General features: G+C 69.7%; 20 protein-coding genes. 6 read left to right on the forward strand and 14 right to left on the reverse strand.

The window, feature by feature from the left end; all coding sequences use genetic code 11:
- Positions 1-3: 3 nt before the first annotated feature.
- From ACYVOK_RS10265 to ACYVOK_RS10280, 4 genes are read right to left on the reverse strand one after another with little or no spacing between them, the layout of a single operon-like run.
- The gene (locus tag ACYVOK_RS10265; RefSeq protein WP_460662063.1) at positions 4-336 is read right to left on the reverse strand and encodes a YnfA family protein; all 333 of its coding nucleotides are present in this window, start codon (positions 334-336) and stop codon (positions 4-6) included.
- Positions 333-761 (reverse strand): MerR family transcriptional regulator, encoded by a 429-nt coding sequence (locus ACYVOK_RS10270; protein ID WP_460662064.1) that lies wholly within the window; start codon positions 759-761, stop codon positions 333-335. The genes ACYVOK_RS10265 and ACYVOK_RS10270 overlap by 4 nt, the downstream gene beginning before the upstream one ends.
- Positions 754-1,065, reverse strand: coding sequence for a hypothetical protein (locus tag ACYVOK_RS10275; protein ID WP_460662065.1), 312 nt, complete (start codon positions 1,063-1,065; stop codon positions 754-756). The genes ACYVOK_RS10270 and ACYVOK_RS10275 overlap by 8 nt, the downstream gene beginning before the upstream one ends.
- A 38-nt stretch (positions 1,066-1,103) precedes the next feature.
- Entirely contained in the window at positions 1,104-1,640 is a 537-nt protein-coding gene (locus ACYVOK_RS10280) for an FHA domain-containing protein (RefSeq protein ID WP_460662066.1), read from the reverse strand.
- Positions 1,641-1,729: 89 nt separating this feature from the next.
- Between ACYVOK_RS10280 and ACYVOK_RS10285 the strand changes: the two genes are divergently transcribed.
- Positions 1,730-2,824, forward strand: a complete 1,095-nt coding sequence (locus ACYVOK_RS10285; protein ID WP_460662067.1) for an ATP-dependent DNA ligase — start codon at positions 1,730-1,732, stop codon at positions 2,822-2,824.
- Positions 2,825-2,929: 105 nt separating this feature from the next.
- Positions 2,930-3,433, forward strand: a complete 504-nt coding sequence (locus ACYVOK_RS10290) for a hypothetical protein (protein WP_460662068.1) — start codon at positions 2,930-2,932, stop codon at positions 3,431-3,433.
- 210 nt (positions 3,434-3,643) lie between these two features.
- On the opposite strand, the gene ACYVOK_RS10295 is transcribed toward ACYVOK_RS10290, so the two are convergent.
- Positions 3,644-5,524 (reverse strand): ABC transporter ATP-binding protein, encoded by a 1,881-nt coding sequence (locus ACYVOK_RS10295; RefSeq protein WP_460662069.1) that lies wholly within the window; start codon positions 5,522-5,524, stop codon positions 3,644-3,646.
- 184 nt (positions 5,525-5,708) lie between these two features.
- Between ACYVOK_RS10295 and ACYVOK_RS10300 the strand changes: the two genes are divergently transcribed.
- The 3 genes from ACYVOK_RS10300 to ACYVOK_RS10310 are packed head-to-tail and all read left to right on the forward strand — an operon-like array spanning position 5,709 to position 6,959.
- Positions 5,709-6,146, forward strand: coding sequence for an SRPBCC family protein (locus ACYVOK_RS10300; RefSeq protein ID WP_460662070.1), 438 nt, complete (start codon positions 5,709-5,711; stop codon positions 6,144-6,146).
- Positions 6,143-6,505: an ArsR/SmtB family transcription factor gene (locus ACYVOK_RS10305; RefSeq protein ID WP_460662071.1), complete on the forward strand. Its 363-nt coding sequence runs from the start codon at positions 6,143-6,145 to the stop codon at positions 6,503-6,505. Before ACYVOK_RS10300 ends, ACYVOK_RS10305 begins: the two co-directional genes overlap by 4 nt.
- A gap of 1 nt (position 6,506) precedes the next feature.
- Entirely contained in the window at positions 6,507-6,959 is a 453-nt protein-coding gene (locus ACYVOK_RS10310) for an SRPBCC family protein (RefSeq protein ID WP_460662072.1), read from the forward strand.
- 295 nt (positions 6,960-7,254) lie between these two features.
- On the opposite strand, the gene ACYVOK_RS10315 is transcribed toward ACYVOK_RS10310, so the two are convergent.
- Together ACYVOK_RS10315 and ACYVOK_RS10320 are read right to left on the reverse strand one after the other, a co-directional pair.
- Positions 7,255-8,025: an enoyl-CoA hydratase/isomerase family protein gene (locus tag ACYVOK_RS10315; protein ID WP_460662073.1), complete on the reverse strand. Its 771-nt coding sequence runs from the start codon at positions 8,023-8,025 to the stop codon at positions 7,255-7,257.
- Positions 8,026-8,049: 24 nt separating this feature from the next.
- Positions 8,050-9,648, reverse strand: coding sequence for an ABC-F family ATP-binding cassette domain-containing protein (locus ACYVOK_RS10320; protein WP_460662074.1), 1,599 nt, complete (start codon positions 9,646-9,648; stop codon positions 8,050-8,052).
- Between the two features lie 107 nt (positions 9,649-9,755).
- On the opposite strand from ACYVOK_RS10320, the gene ypfJ reads away from it, so the two are divergent.
- Positions 9,756-10,655, forward strand: a complete 900-nt coding sequence (ypfJ, locus tag ACYVOK_RS10325) for a KPN_02809 family neutral zinc metallopeptidase (protein WP_460662075.1) — start codon at positions 9,756-9,758, stop codon at positions 10,653-10,655.
- A gap of 130 nt (positions 10,656-10,785) precedes the next feature.
- On the opposite strand, the gene ACYVOK_RS10330 is transcribed toward ypfJ, so the two are convergent.
- The 7 genes from ACYVOK_RS10330 to ACYVOK_RS10360 form a co-directional block, all read right to left on the reverse strand.
- Positions 10,786-13,833, reverse strand: a complete 3,048-nt coding sequence (locus ACYVOK_RS10330; RefSeq protein ID WP_460662076.1) for a hypothetical protein — start codon at positions 13,831-13,833, stop codon at positions 10,786-10,788.
- Positions 13,834-13,854: 21 nt separating this feature from the next.
- Positions 13,855-14,802, reverse strand: a complete 948-nt coding sequence (locus ACYVOK_RS10335) for a hypothetical protein (RefSeq protein ID WP_460662077.1) — start codon at positions 14,800-14,802, stop codon at positions 13,855-13,857.
- A 105-nt stretch (positions 14,803-14,907) separates the two neighbouring features.
- On the reverse strand, positions 14,908-15,558 hold the full coding sequence (locus tag ACYVOK_RS10340; protein WP_460662078.1) for a hypothetical protein: 651 nt from the start codon (positions 15,556-15,558) through the stop codon (positions 14,908-14,910).
- 12 nt (positions 15,559-15,570) lie between these two features.
- On the reverse strand, positions 15,571-16,368 hold the full coding sequence (locus tag ACYVOK_RS10345) for a TadE/TadG family type IV pilus assembly protein (RefSeq protein WP_460662079.1): 798 nt from the start codon (positions 16,366-16,368) through the stop codon (positions 15,571-15,573).
- Positions 16,358-16,873 carry a TadE/TadG family type IV pilus assembly protein gene (locus ACYVOK_RS10350; protein ID WP_460662080.1) on the reverse strand — a complete coding sequence of 172 codons (516 nt, stop codon included), beginning with the start codon at positions 16,871-16,873 and terminating at the stop codon, positions 16,358-16,360. The genes ACYVOK_RS10345 and ACYVOK_RS10350 overlap by 11 nt, the downstream gene beginning before the upstream one ends.
- 8 nt (positions 16,874-16,881) lie before the next feature.
- Positions 16,882-17,259, reverse strand: coding sequence for a TadE family protein (locus ACYVOK_RS10355; protein ID WP_460662191.1), 378 nt, complete (start codon positions 17,257-17,259; stop codon positions 16,882-16,884).
- A gap of 120 nt (positions 17,260-17,379) precedes the next feature.
- On the reverse strand, positions 17,380-17,598 hold the full coding sequence (locus ACYVOK_RS10360) for a hypothetical protein (RefSeq protein WP_460662081.1): 219 nt from the start codon (positions 17,596-17,598) through the stop codon (positions 17,380-17,382).
- Between the last annotated feature and the right edge of the window lie 24 nt (positions 17,599-17,622).

The raw sequence follows: 17,622 nt of genomic DNA on the forward strand, positions 1-17,622 counted from the left end.
ACGCTAGTCGCGCGGCGCGTACATGATCACGGCGACGCCGAGCAGGCAGATGGCGGCGCCGAGGAGGTCCCAGCGGTCCGGGCGGAACTTGTCGACGGCCATGCCCCAGGCCAGCGATCCGGCCACGAACACCCCGCCGTACGCGGCGAGGATCCGGCCGAAATGCGGGTCAGGCTGGAAGGTCGCGACGAACCCGTACGCCCCGAGCGCGATCACACCGCCCGCGATCCACAGGATCCCGCGATGCTCCCGCCAGCCCTGCCAGACCAGCCAGGCACCGCCGATCTCCGCGAGTGCCGCCAGGACGAACAGCAGGACCGAGCGCAGGACGGTCACGGGCGCACGACGAGGTCGGTGAACGGGAGCGGGCAGTCCGGGTTGCCCGCGCAGGTCTCGAGGTCGTCGCAGCCGGCAGCGATCCCCGCACGCAGGCTGTCCGCGATCACGGTCAGGTCGGCGATCTTTGCTTCCACCTCGGCCAGTTTCTCGCGGGCGCGTGCCTGCAGCCCGGCTCCCTCGCCGAGCCGATGCCGATGCCGGGCCGCGTCCAGCAGGTCCGACACCTCGGTGAGGGTGAAGCCGAGGCGCTGGGCAGCCTTGATCACGCGCAGCGTGGTGACCGCCTCCTCCGGGTACAGCCGGTGGCCGCCGAGGCTCCGGTGTGGTTCCTCGATCAGCCCGCGACGTTCGTAGTACCGGAGCGTCTGCAGGTTCACACCCGCGGCGGCCGCGACCTGCCCGGAGCGGAGCCCGTCAGCCATAGCGTGCACTCAGGGCATCCAGTACGGCGACGTGCTGGGGCGGCACAGTGATGCGGAGGCGCAGCTGGTCGTCGTCCGGTGTGAGGTCGAAGGTGAAGAACGAGCAGCATGCGGTCTCGCGGGCGGTCAGGTCGGCCGTGCCCGCCTCCGCCTCGGCGGCAAGGGTCAGGTCGAGCGTGGTCGGGTCGATGCGCTCGGCGCTCTTCAGGTGCTCTGCGAACAGAGCGTCGAATTCCGCGACGCGGAGCGGCTGCTCGGCGGTCGGCAGGGTGCAGGCCTCCAGGGCCCAGTCCGTCGTACTCATGATTCGACGGTAAACCTGTACCCAAGTACAGGATGCAACTACTGATCTGCCCAGGTCAGCAGGTAGGCCACCGCACCGAAGCGGATGTGGTCCCCGGCCCGGACCCGGACCGGGGTGGTGATGCGCAGGCCGTTCAGGTAGGTGCCGTTCATCGAGCCGAGGTCGCGGAGCATCCAGCCGTCGCCGACGTGCCGAAGCTCGGCGTGGAACCGCGACACCGAGATGTCGGCCATCCGCAGGGTCGCGCCCGGACCGCGGCCGATCCGGACCGTCGGCGAGCCGGGCGGCGGCAGCGCGAGGCCGGGAAGCTGCACCGGTGGCGGTACGACGGCCAGCCGCGGGACGCGAGCCAGGACCGCACGGAACCAGGCGACCACACGAGGCTCGGAGCGCGGTAGGTCACGGATGGCGGCAGCGAGTTCACCACGGCTCTGCGCGCGCAGGACGAAGTTCATCCGCCGGATGAAGGTGTCGTGTGACAACCGCCCCGAACCGGCTCCGTCGCGCAGGATCGCCAGCGCCCGGTCGCGCTCCGCATCCGACGGACGCGCCCCCTGCACCGGCACCGATGTCATCCCCGCATTGTCGGCGTCCGCCGGCGCCTCTGTCCACCGATCCGAAACGGCGCCGGGGGTGGCGAGGGGTCCTGGAAGGTGGCCGGTCGGTGAGTGAGAATGACGGGATGCGACTGCCGATCATGCCGCCGGTCAAGCCGATGCTGGCGAAACCGGTCAAGGACATCCCTCGTGGCGCGTTGAGCTACGAGCCGAAGTGGGACGGGTTCCGGTCCATCATCTTCCGCGACGGGGACGAGGTGGAGATCGGCAGCCGGAACGAGAAGCCGATGACGCGCTACTTCCCCGAGCTGGTCGAGGCGGTGAAGGCCAACCTGCCCGAGCGGTGCGCGATCGACGGCGAGATCATCGTGATCGGCGAGTCCGGCGACCGGCTCGACTTCGAGCTGCTGCAGCAGCGGATCCACCCGGCCGCGAGCCGGGTGAACATGCTGGCGGAGATGACTCCGGCCCGGTTCGTCGCGTTCGACCTGCTGGCGCTCGGCGACGAGGACTACATGGAGCGCCCGTTCAGCGAACGCCGTACCGCGCTCCTCGACGCGCTCGCGGACGTGAAGGCGCCGGTCCACGTCACGCCGGCGACGACCGACCACACGACCGCCGGGCAGTGGTTCGAGCAGTTCGAGGGCGCCGGTCTCGACGGGCTGATCGCGAAGCCGCTCGACGGCCCGTACCAACCGGACAAGCGGGTCATGTTCAAGGTCAAGCCGGAGCGGACCGCGGACTGCGTGGTCGCCGGGTACCGCCTGCACAAGAGCGGACCGGACCGGATCGGCTCGCTGCTGCTCGGCCTCTACAACGACGACGGGACACTGGCGAGCGTCGGGGTGATCGGCGCGTTCCCCCTCGAGCGCCGCAAGGAGCTGTTCGAGGAGATGCAGCCGCTCGTCACCACCTTCGACGACCACCCGTGGGCCTGGGCGAAGCAGGAGGAGGGCGTCCGTACGCCGCGCAACGCGGAGGGCAGCCGGTGGCAGGCGGGCAAGGACCTGTCGTTCGTGCCACTGCGACCCGAGCTGGTGGTCGAGGTCCGCTACGACCACATGGAGGGCGTCCGCTTCCGCCACACCGCGCAGTTCGTCCGCTGGCGCCCGGACCGTACGCCGGAGTCTTGCACCTACGAGCAGCTCGAAGAGCCGATCAAGTTCGACCTGGCCGACGTACTCACCTCCGCCACCAGCTGACGTTCCCCGGACGACCGTCAACTGAATCGATCCAGTTAACGGTCAAACCGGGTCGATGGGGGGCATCATGGGGGTATACCGACTGGTACGAACCGGAGGTGCGAGATGTACGACGTCGTACTGCTCGTCGAGCAGGAACTGTCCGAGCCGGACGCGAAGCGCGTCGTCGAACTGCACCAAGACATGCCCGAGCCGGTCAAGTACCACGTGCTCGTGCCGTGCCACAACGCCGAGGCCGGGGTGGAGGCGTCGATCAGCGCGCTCGGCACCGCGGACCTCTACGGACCGGGCCTCGCCACCCAGCGCCAGGACCTCGCCGAGGCGCAGAAGGCGATCGACACCGAGGCGAAGGGCTGCACCGGGCGCAGTGTGCAACGCCTGCGCGACCTGGGTCAGCACGCCGACGGCGGGATCTCGCACGACCGCCCGATCGACGCGCTGATCGCCACTGTGGACAAGGTCAACGCGCAGGAGGTCATCATCCTCACCCGGCCGCACGTGGTCGCCGAGTTCTTCCACCTCGACTGGACGAATTCGGCCCGGCGGCATCTGCGGGTACCGGTGCTGCACCTGCTGGAACACGACCCGCAGAAGGCGTCCGCGTCCTAGTGCGGTAGCAGCGCGGCGTACGTGACTCCCCCCGGCGAGCGAGGCGATCAGCAGGGAGACGATCGTCCGCACGGTGTTGTCGCCAATCTTGCCGTAGTGGCGACCGTCCTCGGAGTGGTAGGCGAGTCGGAAGCCTGCGTAACCGGCGGCCAGTACCAAGGCGAACTTGACCATGGCGTGCCTCCCTGATGCGACGGTTTCACAGTACCCCTAGACATTCGCCGCGGCACCGGTCTCGGAGAACTGGGTGCGGTACAGCTCGGCGTACTCGCCGCCCTGGGCCAGCAGTTCCTCGTGGGTACCGCGTTCCACGATGTTGCCGTGGTCAACGACCAGGATCAGGTCGGCATTGCGGACCGTGGACAGCCGGTGGGCGATCACCAACGATGTCCGCCCTTCCAGCGCGGTGTCGAGGGCCTGCTGAACGGCGACCTCCGACTCCGAGTCCAGATGCGCGGTGGCCTCGTCCAGTACGACGATGCGCGGTGCCTTCAGCAACAACCGGGCGATCGCGAGCCGCTGGCGTTCGCCACCGGACAACCGGTGCCCGCGGTCGCCGACCACGGTGTCCAGACCGTCGGGCAGGGACGACACGAGTTCCCAGATCTGCGCGGCCTTCAGCGCCTCGATCATCTCGTCCTCTGCTGCGTCCGGTTTCGCGTACCCCAGGTTCCCCCGGATGGTGTCGTGGAACATGTGCGCGTCCTGGGTCACGTAGCCGATGGCGTCGTGCAACGACCGCAGGGTCACCTCGCGGACGTCGTGCCCGCCGATCCGGACCGCGCCTCCGGTCACGTCGTACAGGCGGGCGACCAGGTTCGTGATCGTGGTCTTGCCGGCGCCGGACGGGCCGACGAGGGCGACCATCTGACCGGGCCGGACGGTGAAGCTGACGTCCTCGAGGACCTGCGCCGACACCCGCTTGTCGAGGACCGCGACGGACTCCAGGCTCGCCAGCGACACCTGCTCGGCGGTCGGGTAGGAGAACGCCACATGGTCGAACTCGACACTCGTCGCGTCGGCGGGCAACGGCTTCGCGTCCGGCGCGTCCTTGATCATCGGCTCCAGGTCGAGCACCTCGAAGACCCGCTCGAAGGACACCAGCGCGGTCATCACGTCGACCCGGATGTTCGACAGCGCGGTCAGTGGGCCGTACAGGCGACCCAGCAGCGCGACCAGGGCGAGCAGGGTCCCCACGGTCAGCGATTCCCGGACCGCGAGATTGCCGCCCACGCCGTACACCAGAGCCGTCGCCAGCGCGGCGACCAGGGTCAGGGCGGTGAAGAACACCCGGCCGAGCATCGCGATCCGGATGCCCAGGTCGCGCACCCGGCCGGCCCGCTCGGCGAAACCCTGGTTCTCCAGTTCGGGCTTGCCGAACAGCGTCACCAGGAGCGCTCCCCCGACGCTGAACCGCTCGGTCATCGCGGTCGACATGTCGGCGTTCAGTTGCATCTGCTCGCGGGTCATCGCGGCGAGCCGGCGGCCGAGGATCCGGGCCGGGATCAGGAACACCGGCAGCAACAGGATCGCCACCACGGTGAGCTGCCAGCTCAGCAGCAGCATCGCGCCGACCACCAGGATCAGGCTGATGATGTTCGACACCACACCGGACAACGTCGAGGTGAACGCCTGCTGCGCACCGATCACGTCGTTGTTCAGCCGGGATACCAGCGCGCCGGTCTGCGTCCGGGTGAAGAAGGCGACCGGCATCTGCTGCACGTGCGCGAACACCTTGGTCCGCAGGTCGAAGATCAGCCCTTCCCCGATCCGGGCCGAGAACCACCGCTGCATCAGGCCGAGCGCGGCCTCGACGACCGCCAGCAGGGCCACCACCAGGGCCAGCGCGGTGACCAGGCCGGCGTTCCCCTTGATGATGCCGTCGTCGACGATCTTCTTGAACAACAGCGGGGACGCGATCACCAGGAAGGCCGAGACGATCACCAGCAGCAGGAACAGGGTGATCTGCCCCCGGTAGGGCGTGGCGAACCGGGCGATCCGCGGGAGCGTGCCCTTGGCCAGCTTCTGCCCGGCCACCGACGCGTCCTGCCGGCGCCAGCCGTAGGCGCCCATGCCCATGCCGCCACCCATGCCCCCACCCATGGGCCTCATGCCTGACATCCGGCTCCCTCCCCTGCTCTGCTCGTCAACGCTGACAACACATCCCGTCGCCCCAAGCTTCCCATCCGGCGTCGAGCAACCAATGGTTGCGCTTTGTGGCGAGTCGGCGTACCTTCATGTGCAACCAAAGGTTGCGAGACGACGGGAGAGTGGGATGGACCAGCGAGTCATCGAGCGGGAGATCCGGATCGACGCGACACCCGAGGTGGTGTACGAGGTCATCAGCACGCCGGAGCACCTGCGCGCATGGTGGCCCGACGACGCCGACGTCGAGCCCCGGGCCGGCGCGACGGGGAGTGTTTCGTTCGGTCCGGACAAGGTCGTGCCGTTGACAGTGGTCGAGGCAGATCCGCCGCGGCGGTTCTCCTTCCGGTGGGCGTACGAGGAGGGCGAGAGCGCGTCTGCGACGAACTCGCTGCTGGTGACGTTCGACCTGGTTCCCTCGGGTGCGGGTACGCTGCTGCGCTTCTCCGAGACCGGGTACGACGAAGCCGCCAAGCCCGACGAGGTGTACCGCGACCACGCCGCCGGCTGGGACCACTTCCTCCCCCGCCTCGCGCCGTACGTCGACCGGCTGGTGTCGATGCGATGAGCGATGCCATGAACACCGCCATGAGCAGCGCCGTCGACGACGAGCTCTGGTCGGCGGTCGGCGACCCGACCCGGCGTCGCCTGCTCGACCTGCTGCTGGCCGACGGCGGCGGTACGGCGACCAGCCTGAGTGACCGGTTGCCGGTCACCCGTCAGGCGGTCGCCAAGCACCTCGGCGTCCTCGATCGGGTCGGCCTCGTCCACGCGACACAGGCCGGACGGGAACGCCTCTACCGGGTCGACGAAGCGCAACTGGCCAAGGCGATCGCACAGCTGTCGTCCGTCCGCGACGCGTGGGACGGCCGGCTCCAGCGCATCAAGCGCCTGGCCGAGATCATCCAACACGAAAGAGAGCAGTGAAATGGTGGACATTCTGCACAGGATCGGCATCACGGCGTCGCCCGACGACGTCTACCGGGCCTTGAGCACGATCGACGGCCTGGCCGGCTGGTGGACCGAGGACACCCGGGGCGACAGCGGACCCGGTGGCGTCATCCAGTTCCGCTTCGCCGGCGCCCCGGCCCCCGGCGGCTTCGACATGTTGGTCCTCGACGCGAAGCCCGCCGAGCTCGTCCGGTGGGAGGTCGTCGCCGGCCCGGACGAATGGATCGGCACCCAGATCCGCTTCGACCTTTCCCAGGCCGACGACTACACCATCGTCCTGTTCCGCCACGAAGGCTGGAAGGAACCGGTCGAGTTCATGTACCACTGCAGCACGAAGTGGGCCACCTTCCTCCTCAGCCTCAAACAACTCCTGGAAACCGGCCAAGGCGCACCCGCCCCCAACGACGTACGAATCAGCAACTGGCACTGACCGCCCACGCGTGCTCCGCAGGCGCTCCCTTCGTCGCTGCGCTCCTCACCGCGCCTGCTACGCCCGCTCCCACCCCACCCCCCGGCTACCGCCGGTACTTCCCTTGCCGGCTACCGCCGGCGGTGGCGGGCTATCGCCCGCCGACTGCTTGGCCGGCGGCCGTGCGTGGACGGACGGGGATGACTCGCGACGGTGAAGGACCACCCACCTGAGCTTGGACGTCCGCAACCGCAACGCCGCTCCGAACTCCCGCCTTGCGGGCCAGGGAACCAGCTTGCTTCCGCACGTGATCGGCTCAGCCGAGGGTTGCCAGCAGGTCCTTCAGGCGTCGCTGTTGGGCCTCGCGTTCGGCCTTCAGTTGCTCGTCGTAGGTTCTGTCCGCTGCATCGAGCAGCAGACCCTTCGTCTCGCGCACCGCCCCCGCGAGCGGGGTCAGCAGCGCCTCGGACAGGTCCTTGACGGTGCCGGCCAGTTCTTCAGCGGGTACGACGATGTTGGCGAGGCCGAGCTCCCTGGCCTCGCCGGCCTCGACCCAGCGGGAGGTCGCGCAGATCTCGAGGGCCCGGGAGTAGCCGACCAGCTCGACCAGGGGCTTGGTGCCGCCCAGGTCGGGCACCAGGCCGAGCGCGGGCTCGCGCATGCTGAACCGGGCGTCCGGAGTCACCACCCGCAGGTCACACGCCAACGCCAACTGGAAGCCGGCGCCGACCGCGTGGCCCTGCACCACGGCGATGCTGACGAACTCGGGTCGCCGGAGCCAGGAGAAGCCCGCCTGGAAGGACGCGATGGTCTCGTGGACCTCGGCGGCGGGTTTCGCGCCGAGCGCGAGCAGCGGCTCCTCGCCGTCGGCGTTCTCGCCCATCATGAGCCGGCGGTCGAGGCCGGCCGAGAACGACGGGCCCTCCCCCGATACGACGACCACGCGGACCTCGGACGGCAACGTCGTGCCGAACTCCGCCAAGGCCCGCCACATCGCCGGAGTCTGCGCGTTGCGCACCTCCGGCCGGTCCAGCACCACCCGTGCCACCGGCCCGTCCACCGTCAACCGCAGTCCGAGATCCGTCATGACAGGAACATACTGCGGAGTAACTCAGGCCAGCGACACCAGGTCCGCGTAGTCCTTCGACCAGAGGTCCTCGACCCCGTCCGGCAGCAGCAGGACCCGCTCCGGCTCGAGCGCCTCCACGGCCCCCTCGTCGTGGGTGACCAGCACGATCGCACCGGCGTACGAGCGAATCGCGTTCAGCACCTCGGCCCGCGACGCGGGATCGAGGTTGTTGGTCGGCTCGTCGAGCAACAGCACGTTGGCGGCCGACACGACCAGCGTCGCCAGGGCGAGCCGCGTCTTCTCGCCACCGGACAGCACCCGGGCCGGCTTGTCCGCGTCGTCGCCGGTGAACAGGAACGAGCCGAGCACACTCCGGGCCTGCGTCTCATTCAGGTCCGGTGCCGCGGACTTCATGTTCTCCAGCACGGTCCGGTTCACGTCGAGCGTCTCGTGCTCCTGCGCGTAGTACCCGAGCTTGAGCCCGTGCCCGTCGATCACCTCACCGGTGTCCGCCTTCTCGATCCCGCCCAGGATCCGCAGCAGCGTGGTCTTCCCGGCACCGTTCAGCCCGAGTACGACGACGCGCGAGCCCCGGTCGATGGCGAGGTCGACATCGGTGAAAATCTCCAGTGAGCCGTACGACTTCGACAGCTCGCGCGCCATCAACGGCGTCTTGCCGCACGGCGCCGGCGTCGGGAACGCGATCTTCGCGACGCGGTCGGCCTTCCGCTCACCCTCGAGCTCGGACATCAGCCGCTCGGCCCGCCGCAGCATCTGCTGCGCCGCAGTCGCCTTCGTCGCCTTGGCGCGCATCTTGTTCGCCTGTTCGACCAGCTGTCCGGCCTTCTTCTCCGCGTTCGCCCGTTCCCGCTTGCGGCGCCGTTCGTCGGTCTCCCGCTGGGTCAGGTACGCCTTCCAGCCGACGTTGTAGATGTCGATCTCGGCCCGGTTCGCGTCCAGGTGGAAGACCCGGGTGACGGTCTCCTCGAGCAGGTTCACGTCGTGGCTGATCATGATCACGCCACCGGCGTACGACTTGAGGAAGTCGCGCAGCCAGATGATCGAGTCCGCGTCGAGGTGGTTGGTCGGCTCGTCCAGCAGCAGCGTCTCCGCCTGCGAGAACAGGATCCGGGCCAGCTCGACCCGGCGGCGCTGACCGCCCGACAACGTGGCCAGCGGCTGTCCCAGCACACGATCCGGCAGGCCGAGGTTCGCCGCGATCCGGGCCGCCTCCGACTCGGCCGCGTACCCGCCGGCCGCGTGCAGGTCCGCCTCGGCGCGCTCGTACCGCCGCATGCCCTTCGCGCGGGTCTTCTCGTCCGCGCTGGCCATCGACTTCTCGGCGCTGCGCATCCGCCGTACCACCTCGTCCAGACCGCGGGCCGACAGGATCCGGTCCCGCGCCAGCACCTCGAGGTCGCCAGTCCGGGGATCCTGCGGCAGGTAGCCGATCTCCCCCGACGACGACACCGAGCCGCTCGCCGGCAGTCCCTCGCCGGCCAGGATCTTGGTCAGCGTGGTCTTGCCGGCGCCGTTCCGCCCGACCAGTCCGACCTTGTCGCCCGGCCCGACCCGGAACGACGCGGGCGCGAGCAACTGACGGGCACCCACGCGGACCTCGAGGTTGGTGACAGTGATCATCGCGGAGGCAGGTGTCCTAGCAGTCGGAGGGTCGGTCTGTGGCGGGTCGGCAGCACTGCGTCACGACACACGGCAGATCCCCCGCACCGAGGTCTAGTCTAAGTGCTGTGAAATACAATCCGGATGCGGATCTCGACACCAGCGGGATCGAGGACACTCGCGGTAGTGGCGGAGGCGGCGGACTGCTGCCCGGCGGCATGATTCCGGTCGGCGGCGGCATCGGCGGCATCATCCTGCTCGTGGTCATCGTGCTGCTCAGCGGCGGCCTCCCCGGCGGAGACGGCGGCGACGAGCCGACGGCCCGCAACACCGCCCCCGGGAACCTGTCGTCCTGTGAGACCGGGAAGGACATCCAGACCAACCGCGACTGCCGGTTCGTCTTCTACCAGAACTCCATCGAGAGGTTCTGGGCCGCCGAACTGCCGCGGCGAGGCAAGAAGTACACCCGCGCACCGATGCGGGTGTTCAGCGGCTCGGTCAACACCGCCTGCGGCCCGGCGACGAGCGCGGTCGGGCCGTTCTACTGCCCGCCCGACAAGCGCGTCTACCTGGACCTCGGCTTCTTCGAGACCCTCCAGACCGACCTGGACGCCCGCGGCGGTGACTTCGCCGAGGCGTACGTCGTCGCGCACGAGTACGGCCACCACATCCAGAACCTGTACGGCATCCTCGGCCGGATCAAGACGCGCAACGGTCCCACCTCCGACGCGGTCCGCTCCGAGCTCCAGGCCGACTGCCTGGCCGGGATCTGGACCAACCACGCGACGACGGTGGCCGGCCAGGACGGCAAGCCCTTCATCCAGGACCTGACCGCGGACGACATCGCCCGGGGTCTCGACGCCGCCGCGGCCGTCGGCGACGACCGCATCCAGGAGAAGACCCAGGGCCAGGTCAACCCGGAGAGCTTCAGCCACGGCACCGCCGAGCAGCGCATGCGCTGGTTCAAGGCCGGGATGGACTCCGGCGACATGACCGCCTGCGACACCTGGTCCGCCGACACTCTCTGACCGGCCGCTTTCTCAACCATCCCCGACACCCGGCCCGAGGTGCCCCCATTTCAGGGGCCAACCCTGAGATTGCGGGTTGACCCCTGAGGTGGTGGGTGGGCCGAGGCGGGGGCGGGGCTGAGTGGGGTGGTCAGGCGACCGCGGCGGGGCGGTGGTAGCCCGGGAGGAGTTCGTCGACCAGGGCGTCCGTCTCGGCTTCGGGGCCGCGGGGGGCGCCGTGGCGGGCCAGGGCGGCGTACATCTGGGTCGCCACGTTCGTGACGTCGGCCGACGTACCGAAGTGGGAGGCGAGGCGGAGGGTGGCTCGCCACAGCTCCTCCGAGGCCGGTGAGAAGCTCAGGCCGGTCTGCAGAGCCGTGCGGGCCAGATTGCCGTCGTTGTGGTTCAGCGACGCCTCCGCCAGCTTCAGGGCCGCGTCGACGACCGCCTCCGCCATCCGGCGTTCGATCCCCGACGCGGCGAGCCACGAGTAGCGCCCGGCCGGCAGGTTCGACCAGGCCGGACCGTGCACCAGGCTCAGCGCCGTCGACAGCGGACCCCGCGGGTCGTCCATCATCGTCGCCTGCTTGGCCAGCGTGCGGAACACGTCCCAGTCCACCCGGACGACGCTGCGGTTCAGCATCCAGCGGCCGGACTCGTCGGCGTACATCGCGTCCAGCCCGACCCAGCGGCGGGTGTGCTCCAGCGCGGCGTCGCGCAGCTCCTCGCTGATGCCGCGCGGCCAGATCGCACCCGCCAGCACGTTCGGGTGCACGCCGTAGTCCTGGCTGGCCAGGAAGGCGATGATCTCGGTCGACAGCTGGATCCGGCCCTCGTCGATCGGGCCGCGGGCGTCCACCTCGACCGGCCCGAGCAGGTCGACCTCGACCGGCGCGGGCGCGCTGAGGTCGGTCGTGGAGAACTCGTACGCCGGCACGTCCTGCTCGGCCCGGCGCTTGTCCAGCGCATCGGCCTCGGCCGCCTCGAACAGCGCGACCAGGTCGGCGAACTGCGCCGGATCGATGCTGTGGGCATCGACCTCGAGGCCGAGCAGCCGGCAGACGGCCTGGTTCTTCTCGTCGACCACGAACCGCCACGGCGAGTTGATCACGTCGCCGACCACGACCACCGCGATGCTGCGCCGGTGGTCCGCGGCCAGCCGGTTCAGCTGGTCCTGCTCCTCCGGCGACGGCGGCGCGGACACGAAGATGATCTCCGCACCCCACAACGCCGGGTCCGGATACGCCATCCGGGCCTCGGCGACCGAGCCCAGGTTGCGCCGCGCACAGGCCTGCACCTGCGCCTCGGTACGACGGGCGACCTCGGCGATCGCGTCGTCGAGCCGTACCCAGTAGCTCAGCCGGCTCGGCGCCACCGAGGACAGGTCGTCGCCGAACCCGACCATGCTGATGTGCGCGCCCTCGGACCACAGGTTGGTCGCCAGTTCGACCGCGAGCGAACCGACCACGTCGCGGGACGCGTTGTTGACACCGCCGAAGCTGACGATCCCGTTCGCCGTGTCCAGGTCGACCAGCACGGTCGCGCCGTCGGCGTTCCGGCCGATCGTGACGAGCGTCGGGTACGGCGCCGGCGCGGTGACCTCACCGGCCGGCGCGTAGGCGCGGCGGAGCGTCCACCGGGTGCCGTCGGCAATGGCCTGCCACGGAGCGGGCGGCGGAACGTGGGCCTCGTACGGGTCGAGCACGAGCGTGAGCGCCCGGTCGGTGACCAGTGCGGCGACGACCTTCGGCATCGGCCGGCTCCCCTGGGTCAGGTCCGCACCGAGTTGCCGCAGCGCGTTGTCGACGAACTGCGCGGTCGGGATGTCCGCCGCGAGCCGCAGACCGATCTCGGTCTGCCGGTGACTGGCCGCCTTCGGGCCGGGCCCCTGCGCCCAGCCGCGGCGCCGCTTCAGCGCCAGCGCGAGACCCGCCGCGAGCAGGGTGGCGCCGAAGCCGTAGATCCCGGCCTCGGTGGCGTCGAACCCGCCGTCCTCGACCGCGACCGGAACCGGCTCGGGCACCTTCGTGCCGCCGGCGGCCGGTTCGCCCGGCTCGGACTGCGAGGTCCCAGGACCGTGCGGAGCGACCGAGATACCCGGCTCGCCCGGCTTCACGTTCTTCGCTCCCGGGTCGCGGGTCGCGCTGCCGATCCGGACCGACGATCCCTTCTCCGTACCCTGCTCCTCGAACCAGCGGCTGCCCGGACCCGGCTCGGTCTTGCTGCCGGTCGACGTACCCGTGGTCGCCTTGGAACCCGTCCCGGTCGTTGCCTTCGTACCGGTGGACGTGGACGTCTTCGTGCCCGTGGACGTCGAGGACTTGGTGCCCTTGCCGACCGCCGTACCGGTGCTGGTGTGGTCGATGTTCACCCGGACCGTGTGCACACCCGGCCCCTTGGCGTCGGCGGGCAGGCGGACCTGCCAGCCCGGAAGGATCAGATCCGGGTTCGTCAGCCGGCGGCCGTCGGGCTGCAACTTGTTCTTGTTGAGCTCGTAGATCTCCTTGTAGCGGCGGCCCTCACCCAGGTACCGCTCGGCGATGTCCCACAGGCAGTCGTAGTTCCGGCCCTGCGGCGGACGGACCTCGGTGTACTTGACCACCTGACCCTTGTCGTCGCTGTTGGTCCGTACGCCGGTGTGGGTGGTGCCGGCCTGGTTGCCGCTGAGCACAGTACTGCGCGCCTCGGTCTGCCGGAACGTGTCGCGCGATTCCTGGTCGCCGCCCTGCGTGGCGGTCGCCACGGTCGGAGTGCCGGTGTGGGTCGTGGTCACCGCGGTCGCGACCGGCACGCTCACGCTCGTGGCGGCACCGATCAGGACGACGGTCGAGACCAGGCGGCGGGCCAGACCCTGCGAGCCGCCGCCGAGTGGGATGCGCGGCGACAGCCCGTGGCCCCGGATCTCGGCCACCACCTCCGCGATCAGGCAGACGACGAAGTGCAGCCAGGCCATCCAGATGACGAACGCGATGATCCCCAGGACGGTCTCGATGCTCAGTTCGCTGAACAGCACGTCGCGGCTCGGCATCCGGTCCGGCCACGGCGTACCGAAGAAGCGCAGCAGGACGTACGGGACGCCGCCGACGATCGCCAGGATCGCGAGCAGCGCGAGGAAACCCTTCAGCCGGTCCGCACCCGGACTCCCCGACCGCCGCTGCGGCAACCGCGCGGTCCGCACCGGCTCATTCGTCCTTACCATCGTTCCTCCATACCCCCGCCATCAGCCACCGATAGCCTGCACTTCCTGCACAGGCAACCGCTGCACCGCTTCGACGTTCGCCCGCCCGATCGGCACCCAACCGTCCGACTGCCCGACCCAGTACGACACCTCCCAGGTGATCGTCAGCTTCACCGTGTACATGCCGTCAGGCTGGGTCGCGCTGGACCGCTTGTAGATGTGCTTGCACGTGCTCATCTGGTGGAACGGGTCCTTGGTCTCGTCGTACCCGTCGGCGTCGTCGACCGGAGTCGCGCCCATCTGGCACACGATCGGCTTGGAACCGTCTCCGGGATCGACCGTCATCTTCACGACCATCCCACGCATGGTCAGGTTGTGCGTCGGGTCGAAGAACCCGCTGTCCAGCTCCGGGTCCTTCCGCGGATCGTTCTTCAGGACCAGCGAACTGTCGGCCGTCAGGGAGAAATAGGCAGGCACGTTGACCCGGGGTGTGAACGTGGGCTTCACCTGCAGCACCGGCGGCGGATACTGGCTGTCGAAGCGCCACCAGAACTGTTCCATGTAGTCCGGGAACGGGCACTGGTTGCGCTCGGCCTCGTTCACCGGGACGTACGCGCGCTCCAGATGCGCGTTCTCGCCACCGTTGTAGGTGTCCAGGTTGTAGTCGGTGATCGTGATCCGCATGACCCAGGTCTTGCCCTCCGGTGCCTGCGGCAGCCGGATCCCCTTCGGGATGTCGAAATCCCGGCACGGGATGAAGGGCCGGCCGGCCAGCTTCTGCCGCCAGGTCCGCGGCGGCGGGCCTTCACCCGGGATGTAGTACTTGCCGGAGCTGCAGTACGCGCCGAAACCGATCGAGTTCACGTACATGCTGCAGACCCGGTTACCGCTGTGGATGGTGTCGGCCGAGGCCGTCGTGGCGGGGACGGCCATCAGCAGTGCGAGTACGGCGCTCAGGGCCACCAGCCCACGGCCCACTCGGTTGCGCATCCTCACTCCCCAGATCGTCTGTCCGCAGATTATCTTCGCCCAGGGGCATCATGCCCGTTGCTCTGTGCCTCGTCACCTTTTCGGAATGTGTGGTCCAGTTCCGACCTACGCCGGAAAGTTGACCCGCGCGCAGTTGACACCCTTGGTCGGCGCCAGCCGGTACGGCAACCAGCCGAGGCCGGTTTTGATCATGTCGATGACCTGCGGTGAGCCCTTCGGCGCGACCACGGTCCACTGCTTCGCCTTCGGATCCCAGTACTGCGTCGTCTGCGAGCGGCACGTCTTCACCCGCACGGTGCCGTCCGACTGGCTCTGGACGCCGAGAACGACCACGCTGCCGGGTGGGCGCATGATCCAGCCGTTGCGCTTGGCATCGACTATCGCCTGGGACGTGTCGGCGTAGAAGAACGACGGGAACGATTTCCGCAGAACGGTGTCGTCGCGGTCGACCAGGGCCTGGAAGTACAGCGGGTAGCTCTGCACGAGGCCTTGGACGGCCGGATTCGAGGCGAAGTTCCCGGCCATCATGTAGACCTGCGTCTTGCGCGCGGGCGTGCCGGCGCTCGGCACCGGCTGAGACGGCGGAGCCGTCGGCGTGGTGGCGCTCGTGCTGGGAGTGCTGGATGTGGTGGTGCTGCCGGAGTCGCCGCCGCCGACGGGGACCGGGCGTCCGCCGTCGTCGGCGTTGCTTCCGCCGCAGCCGGTCAGGAACAGGGCACCGGCCAGCACGGCTGAGGGGAGGGCGAGGCTTCGCACGGTCGGTGGTCCTTACGGTGTTTGGCGGCTCGGCGGGACGGACTGCGGCGGTGCGCCACCGCCCGGTGGCGCGGAGCTGGCCGGCGGGCCGGAGCTTCCCGGCGGATCGGTCGGTCCGGTCGACGTCTCGGTGTCCGTCGGAGACGGTGTGATGCTCGGTGTGCAGGTCGCGGGGAACGGCAGCGGCGACAGTGTCCAGACCGGTGTCGGAGAACCGATGGTCCAGGTCGGGCACGGAAGGTCGAGCGTCGGCGGTACCGCTGTGCTGATCGGGGCGCCCGGGTCGTCGGGCGTGGTGTTCACCACGATCGGGGGGATCGTGGGGCTGTCGTCGGCCTTCTTGATGCCTTGTTCGGGGTGGGCGGTGCCGGTGCCGGCGGCTTTGAGGGAGTGTTTGTTGATGAGGCCGAGGAAGGTGGTCTTGTTGTCGAGGGTGACGCGGATGTCGACCTGGTCCTCGGTGAGGGTGGTGGGGGCGCAGGAGGTGACGGCCGGGTCGTTGGAGGACACCTGGGCGCAGAAGGCGGCGATGGCGGTGGCCGCCTTGGCGGTGTCGATCTTGGCCTCGGCGGAGTTCAACTGGATGCTCGCGGCACCGACCCGGGCGGCCTCCTGGGCGTAGCCGACCGCGCGGGACCGGGCGCCGAGCTGGCGTCCGCCGTCGATGACCAGGCCGGCCAGCGTGAAGATCATCACCGCCAGGATCGCCACCGCAGGGCTCAGCGCGCCGCGGCCGACCGTCCGCCGGTGGTTGCCGGGAGCATCGATCCGGAAGAACTCGGCGACCCGGGACCCGCGCTCACGAGCCATCGCGGACACCTCGGTACGGGTCGACCGACGAGCTGAACCGCTTGGTGATCGTGGTGTCGCCACCGATGCCGAGCAGGCCGAGGTCGCGGTAGTCGATCGTGCAGGTGACCTCGACCGACAGCGGCGTACCGGCGGCGAACGCGGTGGTGATCGAGCCGCTCGCGGTGTCCTTGCACGACTTGAACGCCTGGCTCATCGTCCGGGCCACCGCGTCGTCGACGTACCCCTGCGCCTCGGCCAACGAGCGGGCCTGGCTGGCCGAGCGGGCGCCGTCCCGGGCGGCGCTCTCCAGCAGCGACGAGGTCTGGAAGTACCGGCCGCAGGCGAGCAGGAACATGAACAGGATCAGCAGGATCGGCGCCAGGACGGCGAGTTCGAGAGCCATCGTGCCCTGCTCGCTCGGTCGCCGGTGCCGCGCCGCTGCCCGCCGGCCGGGGACGCCCAGGTGCCGGACCACCGCGCGGGCGTGCCGGGGTGGGCGGCGGATCCCCAGCTTCCGCTCCATGATCTCGCTCACCTGTCGTCGGCCTCGAACTGCTCGATCGGCCCGGTCGCGGTGCGCTCCACGCGCAGCGTCAGACCGGGCACCAGCGACACCGTGTCGCCGGTCACCGTGAACGACACCATGCCCTCGGGGTTGTTGTACGACGGTGGCTTCACGTCGGTGTTGCGCAAGGTGGTGCCGCCGAGTTGCTCGGCGTACGCCTTGATGTCGGCCCGGACCTTCTCACCCACGCCGGTCGTGTACACCGGCGGCTGGACCAGGCGGAGGCGCGAAACCCCTTCCTGGGCGGCGTTCAGCGCGACCGACCGCCCGTACAGCCACAGCGCGGTCTGGACAGACATGAAGACCAGCGCCAGGATCATCGGCGCCAGGATCGCCAGCTCCAGTGAGGTTGCACCCCGCTCGGACCGCCGCCGGTGCCTGCCGGGCGACGGACGGCGTACGACGGACCGGCGCGCACGTGGACGCGACGGTACGGCGCGAGCGTGGCGGGGCGGCACCAGGGATCAGCCGTTCTCGATCTCGCCGGTGCGCTTGTCGATCACGCGACGGACCACCAGGCCGATCGCCAGAGCCGCGGCAACGAGGATGGCCGAGATGATGGCCCACTCCAGCGCGGACGCGCCGAGCTCGGTCCGCCCCTGCCGTGCCCGGGCCCGTTGGGCCTGGGCCCGCGCCACCGCGTAGCCGGCCATCGCGCGCCAGAACTGCAGTTCCGAGTTCATCCGTATGCCTTCCCAGTCGTGAGC

It is taken from the genome of Kribbella swartbergensis, from assembly GCF_054784135.1.

Coding starts and splice junctions, on each gene's coding strand:
- ACYVOK_RS10270 (WP_460662064.1), bottom strand. CDS start 761: ATGGCTGACGGGCTCCGCTCCGGGCAGGTCGCGGCCGCCGCGGGTGTG.
- ACYVOK_RS10275 (WP_460662065.1), bottom strand. CDS start 1,065: ATGAGTACGACGGACTGGGCCCTGGAGGCCTGCACCCTGCCGACCGCC.
- ACYVOK_RS10280 (WP_460662066.1), bottom strand. CDS start 1,640: ATGACATCGGTGCCGGTGCAGGGGGCGCGTCCGTCGGATGCGGAGCGC.
- ACYVOK_RS10290 (WP_460662068.1), top strand. CDS start 2,930: ATGTACGACGTCGTACTGCTCGTCGAGCAGGAACTGTCCGAGCCGGAC.
- ACYVOK_RS10295 (WP_460662069.1), bottom strand. CDS start 5,524: ATGGGTGGCGGCATGGGCATGGGCGCCTACGGCTGGCGCCGGCAGGAC.
- ACYVOK_RS10300 (WP_460662070.1), top strand. CDS start 5,709: ATGGACCAGCGAGTCATCGAGCGGGAGATCCGGATCGACGCGACACCC.
- ACYVOK_RS10305 (WP_460662071.1), top strand. CDS start 6,143: ATGAGCGATGCCATGAACACCGCCATGAGCAGCGCCGTCGACGACGAG.
- ACYVOK_RS10310 (WP_460662072.1), top strand. CDS start 6,507: ATGGTGGACATTCTGCACAGGATCGGCATCACGGCGTCGCCCGACGAC.
- ACYVOK_RS10315 (WP_460662073.1), bottom strand. CDS start 8,025: ATGACGGATCTCGGACTGCGGTTGACGGTGGACGGGCCGGTGGCACGG.
- ACYVOK_RS10320 (WP_460662074.1), bottom strand. CDS start 9,648: ATGATCACTGTCACCAACCTCGAGGTCCGCGTGGGTGCCCGTCAGTTG.
- ACYVOK_RS10330 (WP_460662076.1), bottom strand. CDS start 13,833: ATGGTAAGGACGAATGAGCCGGTGCGGACCGCGCGGTTGCCGCAGCGG.
- ACYVOK_RS10335 (WP_460662077.1), bottom strand. CDS start 14,802: ATGCGCAACCGAGTGGGCCGTGGGCTGGTGGCCCTGAGCGCCGTACTC.
- ACYVOK_RS10345 (WP_460662079.1), bottom strand. CDS start 16,368: ATGGCTCGTGAGCGCGGGTCCCGGGTCGCCGAGTTCTTCCGGATCGAT.
- ACYVOK_RS10350 (WP_460662080.1), bottom strand. CDS start 16,873: ATGGAGCGGAAGCTGGGGATCCGCCGCCCACCCCGGCACGCCCGCGCG.
- ACYVOK_RS10360 (WP_460662081.1), bottom strand. CDS start 17,598: ATGAACTCGGAACTGCAGTTCTGGCGCGCGATGGCCGGCTACGCGGTG.